We start from the raw sequence: 18,148 nt of genomic DNA on the forward strand, positions 1-18,148 counted from the left end.
GGGTGCCGGCCTTTGCCGGCACTACGCCTTTGAATGCAGCCTGCGCCCTTCGCGGGCCAGGTTGAGCTGCAACGCCGCAGCAGCAAGTTCCGCCATTTCCGAGGTGACCTTCCCGCTGCCGCGTGCCTGCAGCCAGCCGAGGATGTCAGCCAGATGCCAGATCGACGTGGTTCCCTCGTGAACCGGCGATGGAAATGACTGCGGGTTGGCCAGCATCAGCTTGCGCATGTTCTGGCGCGATACCCCCAGCAGGTCCGCCACATCGGTCAGCCCCACCAGATCGGGGCTCACTTCGACCAGCTCGGCGCCCGGCACGGCACGCTGCACATCGTCCAGCGCCGAAGCCAGGACGGCACCGGCGTTGTCCGCCTCGCGACAGAACGCCAGCGCCATCCGGCCCGGCCGCCCGATGCCCAGCAGCGCATCGTCACAGCCGGACTCCGCCAGACGCTGCTCCAGCATGTCAGCGTCGTCGTACGCATCCGGCACGCGATACTTCAGGGTGAAATTGAATTCCCTCATTTGCCCACCTTCTCTCCGCTCGGGCAGCCACTCATTGCTCGCGGCTGCAGTTCTCTACGACGCGGCGCAGTGCTTTGGCGTGATTGCGGCCACTACGCGGCGTACTCCAGATGCTCACGACGCAGAATTCTCCGCACCGGCACTCGCTGTCGTTGTAGGGCCAGTACATCCGCCCCCATGCATGGCTGCCGCCTATCCGCAACCGCCAGCCCCGCGCTTCTGCAAAGCGCAAGGCGGCTTCAATGTCCTTGTCAGGGTGACGCACACGAGACATCCGCTGTTCTCCGAAGTCTGCACCTGCCCCGGGCAGGTTGTCAACTGACAACCTGCCCGGGATTCCATGGCCTGCGCCGAACCTAGCCAATCCTGCGGTCGCGTCCAGAGTCACATCCGTCATCACGCCGACCTCGTCCCTTCGCGCACGCTTCCGTTGGCTATTGCAGCGCGTCATGTAAACGATTACAGCCCTTGCTAGCGTAGTGCTCGCCCGATATCGGTCGAACCTGCGAGGCTGTCCGTAATGACGTTGCGCGCTGAACGTTCCAGGCTCATTCCCCTGTCCCTTTCGACGCGGTCTGCCGCGACCCTGCTGCTCGCCGCCCTCGCCTCCGCCGCACAGGCGCAGGTCCTTCCCCCGCGCGGCCAATGGCAGGCCAGCAGTTCCTCGCAGCAGGTGCCGGCGATGGCGATCAGCCACCTGATCGACGGTGACCCGAAAACCGTCACCGGTGGTGCATTCAGCCCCGGCCACTGGTTCCAGATCGATCTGGGTACCGCCGCGACGCTGGCCGGTGTGCGCCTCACCTGGGATGTCTCCAACCCGGAAGGCTATTCGCTGCAGACTTCGTTGGATGGCACGCAGTGGCAGACCGCTTACACCATGGCCGATTCGCTGGGCGACGTGGAAACGCTGTACTTCGCGCCGCGCCAGGCACGCTACCTGCGGCTGGCCAGCCCACAACGCACCTCCGACTGGGGTGTTTCCATCTTCGAGATGGAGCCGCTGGACAGCACGCTCAGCGCGCGCGTCGCCGGTGTCGATGCAACGCAGGCAGCCGCGCTCTGGCAGGGCGGCAGCTCGGTCGCCATCCCGACCGGTAAAAGCCGCAACCACACGCTCGACATCACTCTGCCGCACGCGCAATCCACGGCCGGCCTGGTAGTGGAATGGGCCGATGGTGCACGCGGTGCGGCTCGCCTGCAGGCGCAGGATGCCCAGGGCCACTGGCGGGACCTTGCACGCGATGCGCAGGCGGCCAACCACCGCCAGAGCTGGCTCGCCGCCGATGCTGCGCAGCCCGTGCGTGCATTCCGCCTGAGCGTAGATGGCACTGCACCGCAGGTAGCTCGCCTGCGCCTGCTCGGCCCGAAGGCGGTGATGACGCCGATGAAGCGCTACCAGATCGCCGCCAGTGGCGCGCAACGCGCATTGTTCCCGGCATCGCTGCATATGCAGCAGACGTACTGGACCGCAGTAGGCATACACGCGGGCCGGCAGAAATCGATCTTTGACGAGTACGGCAATCTGGAAGCCTTCAAGGGCGCACCACTGGTGCAGCCGCTCTGGCGAAGCGCCGACGGACGCGTCGCTGGCGCTGCAGATCAGCAGATGCAGCACGCACTGCGTGATGGCTGGAAGCCGATGCCATCGACTACGTGGTCACCGCAACCCGGCCTGGAGCTGCGCAGCGAAACATTCGCCATCCAACGCGATGGCCAACCTGTGACGTTCCTGCGACATCGACTGCACAACTCGGGCAGCACCAGGATCGAAGGCACGCTCAGCCTCGTGGTGCGCCCGATGCAGATGAATCCGCCGTGGCAGAACGGGGGTCTTTCGCCGATCCGCGAGGTGGCCATCGACGGACAGGCCGTGCGCATCAATGGGCGCATGCTGTTGCGGTCGCTCACGCCGGTATCGGCGTCCGGTGCGGCGGCCTTCGGCCAGGATGGTGCAACGGAAATCACCTCTGCCCTCGCCGCAGGGCAGCTGCCCACCGCACAACAGGCACGCGATGAGCAGGGTCTTGCAGCAGCTGCGCTGAACTACCGCGTCTCGCTGGCACCGGGGGCCAGTGAGGCCATCGTGGTTGCCTTCCCTCTGGGTGCCGCCGCTGCAGATGCCAACGGCGTGCTGCCCGAAGCACCCACACTTGATCTGGCAACGCTGCCAAGCGATGCCGACACCGCATACGACGCACTGGCCGCACAGGCCTCCGCCGACTGGCAGGCACGGCTGGGCCAGGTTGGCCTGCGCCTGCCCGATCCGTCGCTGGTGGACATGCTGCGAGCACAGGCGGCGTACATGCTGATCAACCAGACCGGCCCGGCGATGCAGCCGGGCCCGCGCAACTACAACCGTTCCTTCATCCGCGACGGCATGGCCACCTCGGCCGTGCTGCTGCGCATGGGCGAAGCCAAGGTCGCGCGCGACTACCTGGCCTGGTACAGCGAACACGGCGTGCATGCCAATGGTCTGGTCTCGCCGATCCTCAACGACGATGGCAGCGTCAACACCGGTTTCGGTTCGGACATCGAGTACGACAGCCAGGGCCAGTACGTTGCGCTGGTGGCCGATGTCGCCCGCCTCGATGGCGGCCCCGGATCGGTGCGTGCGTATCTGCCGAAAGTGAAAGCGGCCCTGCGTTTCCTGCAGGAGCTGCGCGAGCGCACGCTGGTGCCTGGCTACAAGGCCGACCAACCCGCACCGGAAAGGTTCGCCGGCATCCTCGCCCCGTCGATCAGTCATGAAGGCTATCCCTCACCCACCCACAGCTACTGGGATGACTACTGGGGCCTGAAAGGCTGGCATGACGGCGCGTGGCTGGCCGACGCGCTGGGCGATCATGAAACTGCGGCGTGGGCACGCGAACAGTACAAGGCGCTGTACGACGCGCTGCACGCTTCGATCCGCGCGACGATGGCCTGGAAGGGCATCGACTTCATTCCCTCCTCGGCCGATCTGGGCGATGGGGATCCCACCGGCGTGTCGATCGCGCTGGACCCGACCGGCGCGCAGAGCGTGCTGCCTGCCGAGGCACTGCGCACCACCTTCGCCCGCTACCTGGACGATGTGCGCAAGCGCAACCAGCCCGGTGCGCTGTATGCCTACACGCCGTATGAAATCCGCAACGTGCTGAGTTACGTGCACCTGGGCCAGCCCGAAGCGGCCGATGAACTGCTGCAGGGCCTGCTGCACGATCGCAGGCCGCTGGAGTGGCAGGTTCTGGCCGAGGTCGTGCACTCGCGGCTGCGCTTCCCGCGCTATCTGGGCGACATGCCGCACACCTGGATCGGTGCCGAGTATGGCCGCACGTTGTTCGGGATGCTGATGCGCGAAGAGGACGACGCACTGTCATTGCTGCCAGGCACGCCCCCGTCCTGGGTGGCCGGTGACGGGTTGGCGGTGGAGCGCCTGCCGACGGCCTACGGCACGCTGCGGATGGAGGCGCGGCAACGCGATGGCTCGTTGCGGGTTACGCTCGGCGAAGGGTTGCGCAGCGGGACGGCGGTGAAGGTCTGGTGGCCTGCGCGGACTATGCCGAAGAGCGTGTGGGTGGATGGTCGCGCGGTCACCGCGTTCGATGCAGAGGGTGTGCGGCTGGCGAAGCCATTCAAGACGCTGGAAGCGCGTTGGTAGAGCAGCCGAGCATGGCTCGGCTCTACCGAAAGCAGACTCCGCGAGTAGATCCACGCCATGCGTGGATGCTCTTGCAGAGTCGAGCTTGCTCGACTGCTTTTCCCCGACCACCATGCCAGTCGAGCAAGCTCGACGCTGTGACGTCACAGCGTCGGCAAGCCCGGCGGGTTGGTCTGCGAATGCGGAACCGCTTCCTCGGCTACGTTCCAGCGCGCCAGCGCCTGCGCATAGGTGCCGCTGCCAATCTGGGTGTTCAGTGCCTGCGTCACCGCATCGGCCAGGCCGCTGCCCTTGCGGGTGGTCACCGAGATTGCTGCAGCATTCGGCCAACCACCGGGGAACAGGCCCACACGCCGCACCTTGCCATCGCGTGCGGAATAGGCGCCGGTGGCATTGGGCTCGAATGAAACATCGGCGCGGCCGGTGATCACCGCCAACCGGCCCACCACGGCATCGTCGAAATACTGGTACTCCACCGGCTTCAAGCCGGCGGCGATGTTCTGCTGGTCCCACTGGCGCAGGATCTGGTCCTGGTTGGTGCTGGCACCGACCACCACCTTCAGCCCGGCCACATCGGCAGGCTTTTCGATTTTCTGGATCGGCCCATCGCTGCGCGTATAGATGCCCAACAGGTCGTAACGGTAACTGGAGAAATCGAACTTCTTCTTTCGCTCTTCAGTGACCGTCACGTTCGACAGCACCGCATCGTACTTGCCAGACTCCAGTCCCAACGGCCAGTCGGCCCACGCCACCGGTACGATCACCAGCTTCAGGCCCAGCCCATCGGCAATCAGCCGCGCGATGTCCGGCTCGATGCCGACCACCTCCTTGCTGTCGGCACCGTAGTCGGCCAGCGGCAGCTGCCCCGGATGGGTGGCGACAGTGAACGCGCCGGGCGTAACGAAACGGTAGCCGGCCGGAATCAACGCCTGTGCCTTCGGGTCGGGCGTTCCTTTCAGCGTGGCGGCATTTGCGCCGGCCAGACTGGTCGTGGCGGCTGCCTCGGCCTGCGGGGCCTGGCGAACGCGCGAATACACGATGCCGGCGATGCCGATGACCAGCACGCCCACGATCAACAGGGTGCTGCGCGAAGGGCGAGGCGATGCTGCAGGGCTCATGGTGGTCCTTTGCGGGTTACAGGGTCTTGGCCAGGAAGTCGGCCGTGCGTTGCTGGCGCGGTCGCTCGAACAGGGCCTCGGGCGTGCCCTGCTCCACCACCCGGCCCTGGTCCATCATCACCACGTGGTCGGCCACGCGGCGGGCGAAGCTCAGCTCATGGGTGACGATCACCAGGGTCGTGCCCGAGCGGGCCAACTCCTCGATCACGCTGAGCACTTCGGCCACCAGCTCCGGGTCCAGCGCCGAGGTGGGTTCGTCGAACAGCAGCACCTTCGGCTGCAGCGCCAGCGCGCGGGCGATCGCGATGCGCTGTTGCTGGCCGCCGGACAGCTGGCGTGGGAAGGCATCGGCCTTGTCGGCCAGGCCGACCCGCTCCAGCAGCACGCGCGCCTGTTGTTCGGCGTGCGCACGCGATACGCCACGCACGGCGATCGGCGCCTCGATGATGTTCTCCAATGCGGTCAGGTGCGGGAACAGGTTGAAACCCTGGAACACCATGCCCACTTCGGCGCGACGACGGCGGATCTCGCGCTCCGGCAGTTCATACAGCGTGTCACCATCGCGGCGGTATCCGATCAGTTGGCCGCCGACGGTCACGTAGCCACTGTCGGCACGCTCCAGGTGGTTGATCAGCCGCAGCAGGGTGGACTTGCCGGCACCGGACGGGCCGATCAGCACCGTCACGCTGCCGGCACGCACTTCGAGATTCACATCGTCCAGCACCGGCTGATCACCGAACACCTTGCCCACGCCATGCAGCGACACCGCTGCGCCCTCGCCCGCCTCGACCTGGGTGGCGATACGCGGGCGATGGGCCACCCGCACTGCGGCATCGCTCTGCACACGCGTCGGTGACGACACGCGCGATACCGAACGCTCGCGCTGCAGCTGGCCACGCGCGAAGCGCTGCTCCACGCGCCGCTGCAGCAGCGACAGCACGGTCAGGATCACCAGATACCAGACCGTGGCGACCATCAGCAGCGGCACCACTTCCAGGTTGCGGCGGTAGATCACCTGCACGGTGTAGAACAGTTCCGGCAGTGCCAGCACGTAGACCACCGAGGTGCTCTTGGCCAGCCCGATCACATCGTTGAACGCCGCCGGCAGGATCGAGCGCATCGCCTGCGGCAGGATGATGCGGCGCACCTGGCGGCCACGCGGCAAGCCGAGCGCGGCGGCCGCCTCGTACTGGCCGTGGTCCACCGACAGGATGCCGCCCCGGATCACCTCGGCCGAGAATGCGGCCTGGTTCAGGGTCAGGCCCAGTACCGCTGCGGTGAACACCCCGATCAGCTGGGTGGTGGGGTACGAGAACAGGCTGATACCGGTGAACGGCACGCCCAGCTCGATGGTGCTGTACAGATAGCCCAGGTTGTTCAGCAACAGCAGCAGCACCAGCAGTGGAATCGAGCGGAACAGCCACACGTAGCCCCACGATACCGCCGACAGCAGCGGCGAACCGGACACGCGCGCCAGCGCAAGCAACGTACCCAGCGCGAAGCCGAGGCCGGTCCCGAGCGCGGTCAGCAGCAGCGTGCGGCCAAGCCCTTCCAGCACCGGCCGTGCGAAGAACCACTCGGCGAAGGTGCCCCAGCCCCAACGTGGATTGCCCAGTATCGACTGCAGCCCGATCAGGATGAGTGCCAGGGCCAGCACGGTGCCGACCATCTGCAGCGGATGCCGCGCCGGAACGATCTTCAACGCAGGCGCAGGCGCCGGGCGTGCGGCGATTCCTTCAAGCGCGGTGGAGGGCGTGCTCATGCGTGCGCTCCGTGCAACACGGATTGCGGTGGTGCAACCGCCGGCGCTGGCGCAAGCAACTGCTTCTCGAACGGCAGGTGGGCGATGGTTTCCGGATCGGCATCCACGTCGAACAGCGCGGTGTAGCCATGGGTGAGATACAGCCCCACCGCTTCGGGCTGGCGAAAGCCGGTGGTTAGGAACACGCGTCGATAGCCCTGACGCGCCGCCTGGTCCTCCAGTTCCTGCAGCACGCGCCGGGCGATGCCCTGACGGCGCAGGCCCGGCAGCGTCCAGATGCGTTTGAATTCAGCCGTATCCGGGTCGCGATGTGGCATGAAGGCCCCGCCGGAGATCGCCACACCCGCGCGCAGCAGCAGCACGAAGGCACCGACCGGTGCGGCGAAGGCCTGTGCCGGATAGCGCTGCAGCTCCTCGCGGGCGCTGCCTCCAATGCGCCGGCGCACATCGGCATAGCGGTTGTCGTATTCCTGCTCCAGACCGTCAAACAGTGGCCGCGCCAGCGGATCATCCACCGAGGTGTAGAGAAAGCGTTCGTCGCTGCTCATGTCACGTCCTTCACCAGATAGTCTTCCGCCAGCCGCGCCCACAGGCTGGCGGCCGGCGCGATCGCGGCGTCGTTGAATACATAACGCGGGCTGTGCAATGGCGCGCTGTCACCATTGCCAACGAAGACGAAGCTGCCGGGCCGTGCCTGCAGCAGGAAGGCAAAGTCCTCGCTGGCGGTGCGCGGCGCGAACTCTGCCGCCACCTGATCCGCGCCGAAGCCCTGCACGGCCACCTCGCGGATGTAGGCCGTCTGCTCCGGATGGTTGATCACGCTGGGGAAGCCACGTGGGAATTCGATCTCGGCGCGTGCACCGAATGCGGCAGCAACCTGCTCGGCAATGTCAGCTACCCGGCGGCGCAGCGTGTCACGCACTTCCGGCAGATACGCGCGTACCGTCAGCTTCAGCTCGACCACGTCCGGAATCACATTGGCGGCCTGGCCGCCATGGATCGAACCGACGGTCACCACACCCATCTGCCGCGGATCGACATTGCGCGAGACCACGCTCTGCAGCGCCGTGATGATGTGCGCAGCCACCAGGATCGGATCGACGCTGCCCTGTGGCTCGGCGCCGTGCCCCCCCTTGCCGATCACCCTCAGCCGCGCCCAGTCCACCGAGGCCATCGCCGGGCCGTCGACGAAGCCGAAGTGGCCCACCGGCACGCCGGGCCAGTTGTGCAGCCCATAGATCGCATCGACCGGGAAGCGCTCGAACAAGCCATCAGCAATCATCTTCGAAGCGCCCGAACCGGTTTCCTCGGCCGGCTGGAACACCAGCTGCAGGGTGCCATCGATGCGTCCGTGATGAGCCAGGTAGTGCGCGGCCGACAGCAGGATCGCGGTATGGCCGTCATGCCCGCAGGCGTGCATCAGGCCTTCGTTCTGGCTGGCATAGGCCAGCCCGGATTCCTCGTGGATCGGCAATGCATCGATGTCCGCCCGCAGGCCGAGGCGACGGCTGCCCTGCCCGCGCTGCAACGTACCGATCACGCCTGTGCCGCCGAGGCCGGTGGTCACTTCATAGCCCCACTGCTGCAGCAGTTCGGCCACGCGGGCGCTGGTGCGATGCTCTTCGAAGGCCAGCTCCGGGTGGCGGTGCAGATCGTGGCGGATCGCGATGGCCGCCTCGGCACGCGCACCAATCTCGGGCAGCACACCGGTTGGCGCAGGATTTCGCTGGGCGTGGCCCGGCGCTACCGCAGTTTCTCCACTCATCGTCTCACCCCACCTTCCGCGCCGGTTCGACGGCGGTCGAATGGCGGCTGGCCTTGTACGGCAGGCCCAGATGCTCGCGCAAGGTCTGCCCTTCCAGTTCGCGCTGGTGGTAGCCACGGGCCTGCAGGATCGGCAGCACCTGGCTCACGAAATCATCCAGGCCTTCGCGCTGCGCGGCGAAGCCGAGGATGAAGCCATCACTGGCGCCGGCATCGAACCAGCGGATCAGTTCGTCCGCCACGTGCTCGGCTGTGCCAATGAAATTCGGTCGCGGGCTGACCGCCTCCAGCGCCACCTGGCGCAGACTCAGGCTCTTCTCGCGCGCATCCTGCTTGATCCGGTCGGTGGTGGAGCGGAACGAATTGCTGCCGATGTCGCCCAGCTCCGGGAACGGTGCGTCCGGATCGTACTGACTGAAATCGTGATGATCGAAGAAGCGGCCCAGGTAAGCCAACGCATCCTCCAACGTGGCCAGCGCGGCAATCGCCTGATACTTGGCTTCGGCCTCCTCGGCGGTGCGGCCGATGATGGGGCCGATACCCGGGAATATCTTCACCTCGTTGCCGCTGCGACCGTGGGCGATCGCCGAGTTCTTCACCTTCTGGGTGAACGCGCGGGTCTCTTCCAGCGATGGGGAATGGGTGAATACCGCATCGGCATACTTGCCGGCCAGCGCAATACCATCGTCGGACGACCCAGCTTGGAAGATCACCGGCTGGCCCTGCGGCGAGCGCTGGATGTTGAGCGGCCCTTCCACCTGGAAGTAGCGACCCTTGTGGTCGAGCCGGCGGAACGCATCCGGTGCAAAGAAGGTGCCGCTGTCGCGTTCGCGTACGAAGGCACCGTCATCCCACGAATCCCACAGCCCCTGCACCACCTCAAGGTACTCATCGGCGATCTGGTAGCGCAGCGCATGCTCCGGGTGCGGCCGTCCATAATTGCGACCCGAGCCTTCCAGCGGCGAGGTCACCACGTTCCAGCCGGCACGGCCACCACTGAGCAGATCCAGCGAGGCGAACTGGCGGGCCACGGTGAACGGGTCGCTGTAGGAAGTCGACAGTGTGCCGGCCAGGCCGATCTTCTTCGTTGCCGTGGCCAGTGCCGACAGCAGTGAAATCGGCTCGAAGCGGTTGAGGAAGTGCGGAATCGATTTCTCGTTGATGTACAGCCCATCGGCCACGAAACCAAACGCGATGCCGTTGTCCTCGGCGGTACGCGCGATATCGATGTAGAACTGCAGGTTGACGCTGGCATCGGCCGGGTTGGACGGGTGCTTCCAGGCATGCATGTGGCTGCCGGGGCCCTGCAGCATGATGCCGAACGGAATGTGACGGGGGGGCGTGCTCATGGGAATCGCTCCTGCAGGTCAGGCCACCGCCGCGCGCGGCGCGGGCGACAGCAGTTCAAGGGATGTCAGGCGTGCGTCGAGGTCGGCCACCGGCGCATCAAGGATGAACTCGCCCACGCCGAAGCGCCGGTGCAGCGCATCCAGTTCGTCACGCACATGCTGCGCATCGCCAGAGAGGACGCTCGGGCGCGTTTCTTCGATGCGGAAGTCAGCCACGCCGACCTGGCGCGCATACTCGGCGGCGGCCTCCGGGCTCGGCAGGTTCACCGTCTGCCCGGGGCCGAGGTGCAGCTTGTAGACCCGCAGCGCACCGATATGGCGCGCGGCCGCTTCGGCAGTAGGTGCAGCGAAGGCCACCGTGGCCAGCAGCGGTGGCTGCGTCGACACGCTGCGGTAGGCCTGGAAGGCTGCCTCGATGTGCTTCGGGTCGCCATCGAAATGCGCGGCATAGACAAAACGCCAGCCCAGCTCGGCCGCTTGTTTCGCGCTCTGCGGACTGGCGCCGAGCAGGAAGCGCTCCGGTGCCACCTGTGGAATCGGGCGTGCCTGTGCGTCGGCATCCGCAGCGGAAAGATAGCGTTCCAGGTCACGTACCTGCTGGTCGAAATCGGCGAAGGCCGGTCGCCCTGCCGCCAGTGCGGCGGTCGAGGCCGGCAGGCCACCCGGGGCCTTGCCTACACCCAGATCGACACGCCCCGGTGCGAGCGCGGACAGCAGGTTGAAGTTCTCCGCCACCTTGTAGGGCGCGTAGTGGCGCAACATCACCCCGCCACTGCCGATGCGGATGCGCCGGGTCTGGGCCAGCACCCACGCCGCCAGCACTTCCGGCGCCGGGCTGGCCAGGGTCGGTGCGGCATGGTGTTCGGCAAACCAGTAGCGGTGATAGCCCAGCTGCTCGGCGCGTTGCGCCAGCTGCAGGCTGTTGCGCAGCGCCTGTTCCGGCGAAGCGCCTTCGGCCACCGGGCTCTTGTCCAATACGCTTGTCAGGTAGCTCATGCGCGCGTCCTCGCTCAGGGGTGAGCCACGGGGATGCCGAGCAGGCCGTTCAGCGCAGCCAGGATCGGTTCGGCACCGGAGATGTATTGACGGTCCTGGTGGGCACCGCTGGCATGCTCGCTGCGCACGCCTTGCGGCAACACCAGCTTCGGCAGGGACTGGTCCTGTTCACCGATCTCGGCGATCACCTCGCGGCGTGGCCGCGTGAAGCCGATGCGGCGCACATCCAGCTGTGCATCCAGGCCATCGATACTCGACAGTGCGCCCTCCAGCAACAGGCTGTGCCGGCAGAAGAAACGCTGGCCGGGAATCTGGCCGTCCTCGAACTCGCGGTCGAGCAGGAACAGGATGGGTTTATCGGTTGCGTCCAAACTCACGGGGTCGTCCTCATCGGTGCCGGCAGTGCGATGCCGCTTCGATTTCGATGCTAGTGATGCCGGTGGCGGCAGCGACGGTGCCAGGCGACAATCGGCGGTCAGATCCGGCCACGCAGATGCGGCTTGGCCATAAGCAAAGCGCCACCGGTTATGGCGTCAGGCGATTCGTCGAAGTGGCACCGATACGGCCTTGGCCTGCGCCGCCAGATGCCCGGCCGCGCGCTCGCTGGCCAGCTCGATCCGCGCCTGCAGTGCGGCACTGTGGATGCGCTCACCCTCAAAGTCCGCCGGCGTGGCGTACACCCCGATCGGCAGCGTGTGTGCCTGCAGGAAACTGAACAACGGACGCAGTTGATGATCAATCACCAATGCATGCCGCTCGCTGCCGCCGGTCGCCGCCAGCAGCACCGGCGTATCCACCAGCGCCTCCAGCTCGATGAAATCGACAAGGTGCTTGAACAGGCCCGGGTAGGAGCCGCGGTACACTGGCGCCGCCACCACCAACAGCTCGGCCGCCTCGACGGTGGCCAGTGCCTGCTCCACCGCAGGTTCCGCCTCGCCACGCGACAGCGACTGGCCCAGCGAGCGCGCGATCGGCGCCAGCTCCACCAGGTCCATGCTGGCATGCACCCGCTGCTGCAACGCATCCAGCAGATGCCGCACCAGCAACAGCGTGCGCGAGGTCGCCGAACTCGTCGGCGACCCCACCAACGCAACCACCTTCAATGCAGAAGACATGAACCCCTCCTCGGTAGCGCCGGGCCGTGCCCGGCGACGTTTCGCTTTTGTAGCGTCGAGCCATGCTCGACTGCTCTGGATCAGAACCGGTAATTGATCCGCCCGTACCAGAACGCGCCGATGTTGCTCAGCACATCGCCGTTGTCCCAGGTCGTTTCGATGCTGGCCACATCGGTCGCACTGCGCGCGTACTCCGGCACCTTGCGGGTGCGCTTTTCGAACACGTTGTTGATGCCCAGCGCCGCACTCCAGCCCGCGCCCAGTTCTACGCCACCGGACAGGTTGGTCACCAGCACCGGCGGCTGCTTGTACTCCACGCCGTTGTTCAGGCGCTTGATCGGGCCGTAATAGGTGAAGTCGATGTTTGAGCGCCAGCGCCCGTTCTGCCAGCCCAGCCCCGCCACCTGCGTGTAGCTCGGCGTACGGAAGCGCAGCGCGTACTCACTCGACTTGGTCAACAGGTTGATGTTCGGCAAGCCCTGCAGCACCGCCGGAATATCGCTGACCTTCTGGATGGACGTGCGGCCGACGTTGGCCGCGTAGCTCCAGCGCAGCTTGCCCCAAGCCGTTTCCTGGTTCGCCTCCAGGGTCAATTCGACACCACGGGTTCGGGTGTTGCCGACGTTGGTGAAGTAGCTGGCATAGAACGCATCACCGGGCAGGATGCTGATGCCGGCCGAACCCAACAGTGCGTCGATGGTGTTCTTCTGCGCCGCGCTCAGTACGGTGCCGCTGTTGTCGGTGATGCGCGCCGGATCCTGCGCGTTGTAGCCGATCTGGCTGGACTGGCCCAGCTGACCGCGGATGTCGATCTGGTACGCGTCCAGCGCCAGATGGAACGCCGGGCTCGGGTCCCAGGTTACGCCCAGGCTGTAGTTGGTGGCCTTCTCCGGCTTCAGTGCGGTCGCACCCAGTGCGATGGCTGCAGGCGAAGACACCTGTGCCACCAGCGTGGTACCGCACGGGCAGCTGCCGGTGGCCTGGTAGAACTGCGCGCCCAGGCTGGGCGCATGGAAACCATTGCTGACCGTAGCCCGCACGCCCAGTGCATCGGTGAAGTCGAAACGCGTGGTCAGGCGGCCGGTCGAGACACTGCCGAAGTCCGAATGGTCTTCCCAGCGCGCGGCCGCATCCAGGTACCAGCGCGAGGTGACGTTGGTGGCGGCACCCACGTAGACCGCTTTGCTGTTGCGGGTGGCCTTCACCGCGTCGGCGGTGGAATAGCCCACGAACGCGGCCGCACCGAAGCCGGTGTACGACTCCCACTGCCCTGCCCCGCGCTCGTACTGTTCATGCTGATACTCGGCACCTGCGCTCACTTCCAGCGGCGACGCAAAGGCCGCCACCTCGAAGCCTCGGCGCAGGTCCAGGTTGGCAATGCCCTGCTGGTAGTCGAGCTTGCCGTCATAGAAATCGGTGGGCGAACCGGGATAGGGAAGCGAGTAATTCACCGAGTTGCGCGTATAGGTACGCACCGTGCTGCGGTTGCCAGTCAGGCTGGCGTCGTAGTCCCAGCCTGCAACCTGGCCTTTCACGCCGGCGGTGCCGGTGTACTGCTTCTCCTTGGTTTCCAGCACCGGCAGGAAGCCATCCGGGAACACGCGCAGCACGCCGGGTGCCTTGTAGGTGGTGAAGATGGTCGCCGGCAGCCGGAAATTCTGGATCGCCTGCGCAGTGCGGTCGCTGGCAGTGGCATTGGCGTAGAATTGCGCGCTCTCGCCCAGTCCATGGCCTGCGTTCACCGCGAACGCCTTCAACGCATACGACGGCGAGCTGAGGATGGTGTTGGCCTCGGCATTACGGGTAGCCTCGGCCGGGTTCGGCGATGTACCGGCCGGCAGGCGGTTGTTCGGGCGCAGCCCCGCCAGGTTGCCGCTGGCATCCACTGCCGGGTAGCTCAGGTAGCCATCGATATAGCGCCGGGTGCGGATCGCGTGGTGTTGGCGCGTCGTCTCACCGGACAGGTTGACGAAACCATCGGCGCCCCACGGCAGGCCCACATTCGCACGCACGCTGGTGCGCGAACCATCACCATCGATGCTCTGGCCGCTTTCCACTGCGAACTCGCCGCCGTGAGCCTGCGACTTGAGAATCACGTTGACCACACCGGTGATCGCGTCGGAGCCGTAGATGGCCGATGCACCGTCGCGCAGCACTTCCACATGGTCGATGGCCGACACCGGAATCAGCGCCAGATCGGCCCAGGCATGGCCCGGGAAACCGCCGCCGTTGGCCCCACTGACGTAGGCGCTGGCATTGCGGCGCTTGCCGTTCACCAACACCAATGTGTAACCGGGCGACAGGTTGCGCAGCTGGTAGCCACGGATCAGGCTCTCCTGATCGCTCTGATAGCCACCAATCTGGCTGAGCGATGGCAACGCACGCTGCAGCGCTTCGAGCAGATTGGCCTGGCCGGTGGACGCCAGGTCCTCGGCGGAGATCACGTCGATCGGCGTGGAGCTGTTTTTCACCGTTCGCGTACTGGTGCGCGAACCCGTCACCACCACGGCGTCCAGTGTGGATGCCGCGACATTGGCGGTCGCTGCCGTGGTGGCAGGATCTGCATCAGCTTCAGCAGCATGGCTGGGCGACGCAGCAAGGGCGGCCGCGATCAGGACGGCAAGGGTGCTCAGGACAGGAGTGTGGGCGGCAGGCATGGGGGCTCGTGGGGGTGGGCCGGAAACACGCTTCCATTCAAGGGCCTGTTCACGCGCCGCAACAGGCAGGATCGCGTCACCCAACCGTCACATCCGGCCACCCACATGACCGCTGGTAATGACGTTAGGCGGCCTGCGCACACGGGGTCGGATCCCTTTCCAAAGGAAAGGGATCCGACCCCAGGCCTCATATTCTCCGCCGGCATCACCTCATGCCCGCACGCCACTCCGCGCCGCACACCGCCACCCGTAGCATCAAGCCATGCCCAGCCCTCCCGCCGATCCCAACGCGCCGCTCGTCGCCATCGTCGCCTGCCATGGCCAAGGGCTGTTCGAGTTCGGCTGCGCCGTCGGCTTGTTCGCACCGGTTCGACCCGAACTCGGCGTGGCCTGGTATCGCACGCAGTTGTGCGCAGGCGAACCCGGCGCGCTGCGCATGCTCGGCAACACCCAGGTGCAGCTGCCCTACGCTCTTGATGCCGTCGATGACGCCGACATCATCGTCATCCCTGGTTGGCGCGAACCCAGCGAGCGCCCTCCTCAAGCCCTGATCGATGCGCTCCTCCGCGCACACGCTCGCGGCGCGCGCATCGCCTCGATCTGCTCGGGGGCCTTCGTACTGGCCTGGGCCGGCCTGCTCGACGGCCGCCAGGCCACCACCCACTGGCGCCTCACCGAAGCCCTCGCACGCGAGTTCCCGCGCATCGATGTCCGCGAGGACGTGCTGTACGTGGACACCGGCAGCATCATCACGTCGGCCGGCTCGGCCACCGGCATGGACATGATGCTGCACATGGTGCGCAACGATTACGGTGCGCGCGTGGCCAACCTCGTCGCTGAACGGTTGGTGCTGGCGCCGTGGCGCGATGCCGGACGCAGCCAGCGCGTCAGCCGCGCGATCCCGCTGGGCGAGCCCACGCGGCTGGCGAAACTGATGGAATGGATGCGCCGCAATCTGCGTGAACCCCATTCACTGGGCAGCCTGGCCGAGCACGCCGCACTCAGCCAGCGCACGCTGCAGCGGCAGTTCCTGGAAGCCACCGGCCTGTCACCCATCGACTGGCTGATCCGCGAGCGCGTGGTCTATGCCCGCGAACTGCTGGAAACCACCGACCGGCCCCTGCAGTGGATTGCCGAGCAGGCCGGCTTCGGTTCGCAGGAATCGTTCCGTCGGCACTTCCGCGGCCAGGTTGATGCCAGCCCCACCGAGTACCGTAGCCAACATCGCAGTGGGATCGGCGCGGACCGGCTAGTCGGCTGCTGAACCCATGGTAGGGCCGGCCGCTGGCCGGCTTACCAAGAAAACAGGGTGGTCCCTGCGCGGCCATTCAATGCGAAGACACATACACCGCATCTACTGGCGGCGGTGGCAATGCGAAGCTGCGCCGCATCCGCGCCACTTCGGCGGCGGGCGGCAGCGCGAACAGGCGCTTGAACTCACGATTGAACTGGGACGGACTGGCATACCCCACCGCCAGCGACGCGGCCTCCGCCGTCATCCCCTGGCGCAGCATCAGCAATCGGGCCTGATGCAACCGGGTCGACTTCACGTACTGCATTGGCGATGTGCCGGTGATCGCACGGAACTGATCATGGAAGGTCGCCACGCTCATGCCCGCCGCGGCGGCCAGCTGCCCCACGTCCAAGGCAGTGGCATAGGACACATGGATCGTGCGCAGCACCCTGCCGATGCTGCCAAAGCGCCCACGCATGGCCAGCGCCTCGCGCATCGCGCCTCCCTGCGCCCCGGTCAGCACGCGGAAGTACACCTCGCGCACCAACGCAGGGCCCAGCATGGCAGCTTCCAGCGGTTCGGCCAGCGCCTCCAGCAGGCGCAACACGGTTGCCTGCATCGGTGCCTGCATCGGGCTGGACATCATGCTCTGCGCCGGCGTTTCGGTCCTGCCCGGTTGCTCACCGAGTTCAATCAGCAGATCTGCTGCCATCTGCAGATCAAGGTGCAGATAGATCGCCAGCAGCGGTGCTTCGGCCGATGCCTCGGTTTCCATCGTGAACGGCACCGGCACCGAAACCGCCAGGTAGTGCTGCGCGTCGTACTGGTAGACCTGCCCGCCCAGATAGCCGCGCTTCACGCCTTGGCAGACGATCACGATGCCGGGGTCGTACAACACCGGCGTGCGCGCAAGTGGCCGGTTGGATCGCAGCAGCCGCACCCCCGGCAGCGCCGTGAGCGTATAGCCCTCCTCCACTGCCGATGTCTTCAGCAGGCCGATCAGGCGCGCCTGCACCTGGTCCTGCAGGGAATCGACCACCGGCATGGATGCTCCAGAGGAATAGGCAAGAATGAGCGAATCCTAGGCCTGGGGCGCCAACTGCTCAAGCACTAACGTGCAAGTCCTGTCCTTCACGAGCTTCTGGTCATGCCCACCTCCCGCCTCATCCTCATCACCGGCGTCAGCAGCGGTTTCGGCCGCGCCCTTGCCCAGCAGGCGCTGCGGGCCGGACATCGCGTGGTCGGCACCGTGCGCAGCGAAACCGCCCGGCAGGGATTCGAAGCCCTCGCTCCGGGCCGCGCCTCTGGTCGCCTGCTGGACGTGACCGATGCGGCCGCCATCAACGCGCTCGTCGCCGATGTCGAAGCGAACGTCGGCGCCATCGACGTGCTGGTCAACAACGCCGGCTACGGCCACGAAGGCATCCTCGAGGAATCCACGCTCGCCGAGCTGCGGCAGCAATTCGAAGTGAACGTATTCGGACCGGCCGCGCTGATCAAAGCGGTGCTGCCGCACATGCGTGCGCGGCGCCGCGGCCACATCCTCAACATCACCTCCATGGGCGGTTTCATCACGATGCCGGGCATCGCCTGGTACTGCGGCAGCAAGTTCGCGCTGGAGGGCATCAGTGAAGTGCTTGGCAAGGAAGTCGCGCCGTTTGGTATCCACGTCACGGCCGTCGCACCGGGTTCCTTCCGCACCGACTGGGCAGGTCGCTCGATGGCGCGGGCACCACGCAGCATTGACGACTACGACGCGCTGTTCGATCCCATCCGCAGCGCGCGCGAGGCGAAGAGTGGCCACCAGCTCGGTGATCCGGTGAAGGCTGCGCGGGCCATGCTGCAGGTCATCGACAGCGACGCTCCTCCCCGCCACCTGCTGCTGGGCAGTGATGCACTGCAGCTGGTGCGGGCGAAGCTGGATACGATGGCCAAAAGCATCGACGCGTGGGAACAGCTGAGCCGCTCGACCGACGGCGTAGCGTGAGACC

At 66.3% G+C, this 18,148-nt stretch carries 14 protein-coding genes; 3 read left to right on the plus strand and 11 right to left on the minus strand.

All coding sequences use genetic code 11. The annotated features are described in order from the left end of the window. Positions 1–21: 21 nt before the first annotated feature. On the minus strand, positions 22–522 hold the full coding sequence (locus tag ABH900_RS03280; RefSeq protein ID WP_429621229.1) for a helix-turn-helix transcriptional regulator: 501 nt from the start codon (positions 520–522) through the stop codon (positions 22–24). A gap of 520 nt (positions 523–1,042) precedes the next feature. Between ABH900_RS03280 and ABH900_RS03285 the strand changes: the two genes are divergently transcribed. Next, positions 1,043–4,162, plus strand: coding sequence for a discoidin domain-containing protein (locus ABH900_RS03285; RefSeq protein ID WP_429621231.1), 3,120 nt, complete (start codon positions 1,043–1,045; stop codon positions 4,160–4,162). Between the two features lie 143 nt (positions 4,163–4,305). Here ABH900_RS03285 and ABH900_RS03290 read toward each other — a convergent pair whose 3' ends face one another. The 9 genes from ABH900_RS03290 to ABH900_RS03330 form a co-directional block, all read right to left on the minus strand. Next, positions 4,306–5,280, minus strand: coding sequence for an ABC transporter substrate-binding protein (locus tag ABH900_RS03290; protein ID WP_429621233.1), 975 nt, complete (start codon positions 5,278–5,280; stop codon positions 4,306–4,308). Positions 5,281–5,296: 16 nt separating this feature from the next. Further along, the gene (locus ABH900_RS03295; RefSeq protein WP_429621235.1) at positions 5,297–7,042 is read right to left on the minus strand and encodes an amino acid ABC transporter permease/ATP-binding protein; all 1,746 of its coding nucleotides are present in this window, start codon (positions 7,040–7,042) and stop codon (positions 5,297–5,299) included. Then, the gene (locus ABH900_RS03300; RefSeq protein ID WP_429621237.1) at positions 7,039–7,590 is read right to left on the minus strand and encodes a GNAT family N-acetyltransferase; all 552 of its coding nucleotides are present in this window, start codon (positions 7,588–7,590) and stop codon (positions 7,039–7,041) included. Before ABH900_RS03300 ends, ABH900_RS03295 begins: the two co-directional genes overlap by 4 nt. Further along, the gene (locus tag ABH900_RS03305; protein ID WP_429621239.1) at positions 7,587–8,807 is read right to left on the minus strand and encodes a M20 aminoacylase family protein; all 1,221 of its coding nucleotides are present in this window, start codon (positions 8,805–8,807) and stop codon (positions 7,587–7,589) included. The genes ABH900_RS03300 and ABH900_RS03305 overlap by 4 nt, the downstream gene beginning before the upstream one ends. Positions 8,808–8,811: 4 nt before the next feature. Continuing rightward, positions 8,812–10,155 (minus strand): LLM class flavin-dependent oxidoreductase, encoded by a 1,344-nt coding sequence (locus tag ABH900_RS03310; protein WP_429621241.1) that lies wholly within the window; start codon positions 10,153–10,155, stop codon positions 8,812–8,814. Positions 10,156–10,173: 18 nt separating this feature from the next. After that, positions 10,174–11,151 (minus strand): MsnO8 family LLM class oxidoreductase, encoded by a 978-nt coding sequence (locus tag ABH900_RS03315; protein ID WP_429621243.1) that lies wholly within the window; start codon positions 11,149–11,151, stop codon positions 10,174–10,176. 14 nt (positions 11,152–11,165) lie between these two features. Then, the gene (locus ABH900_RS03320) at positions 11,166–11,528 is read right to left on the minus strand and encodes a DUF3088 family protein (protein WP_429621245.1); all 363 of its coding nucleotides are present in this window, start codon (positions 11,526–11,528) and stop codon (positions 11,166–11,168) included. 156 nt (positions 11,529–11,684) lie between these two features. Further along, positions 11,685–12,266, minus strand: coding sequence for an FMN reductase (gene msuE / locus ABH900_RS03325; RefSeq protein ID WP_429621247.1), 582 nt, complete (start codon positions 12,264–12,266; stop codon positions 11,685–11,687). Positions 12,267–12,346: 80 nt separating this feature from the next. Next, positions 12,347–14,923 carry a TonB-dependent receptor plug domain-containing protein gene (locus ABH900_RS03330; RefSeq protein WP_429621249.1) on the minus strand — a complete coding sequence of 859 codons (2,577 nt, stop codon included), beginning with the start codon at positions 14,921–14,923 and terminating at the stop codon, positions 12,347–12,349. Positions 14,924–15,185: 262 nt separating this feature from the next. On the opposite strand from ABH900_RS03330, the gene ftrA reads away from it, so the two are divergent. Next, a complete protein-coding gene (gene ftrA / locus ABH900_RS03335) occupies positions 15,186–16,187 on the plus strand; it encodes a transcriptional regulator FtrA (RefSeq protein WP_429621251.1) in 1,002 nt (333 codons plus the stop codon). 64 nt (positions 16,188–16,251) lie between these two features. Here the strand turns inward: ftrA and ABH900_RS03340 are convergent, their stop codons facing one another. Beyond that, the gene (locus tag ABH900_RS03340) at positions 16,252–17,202 is read right to left on the minus strand and encodes an AraC family transcriptional regulator (protein ID WP_429621253.1); all 951 of its coding nucleotides are present in this window, start codon (positions 17,200–17,202) and stop codon (positions 16,252–16,254) included. A gap of 102 nt (positions 17,203–17,304) precedes the next feature. On the opposite strand from ABH900_RS03340, the gene ABH900_RS03345 reads away from it, so the two are divergent. Next, on the plus strand, positions 17,305–18,144 hold the full coding sequence (locus ABH900_RS03345) for an oxidoreductase (protein WP_429621255.1): 840 nt from the start codon (positions 17,305–17,307) through the stop codon (positions 18,142–18,144). Positions 18,145–18,148 lie beyond the last annotated feature (4 nt).

It is taken from the genome of Stenotrophomonas sp. AN71, assembly GCF_050435725.1.
Lineage (GTDB): Bacteria > Pseudomonadota > Gammaproteobacteria > Xanthomonadales > Xanthomonadaceae > Stenotrophomonas.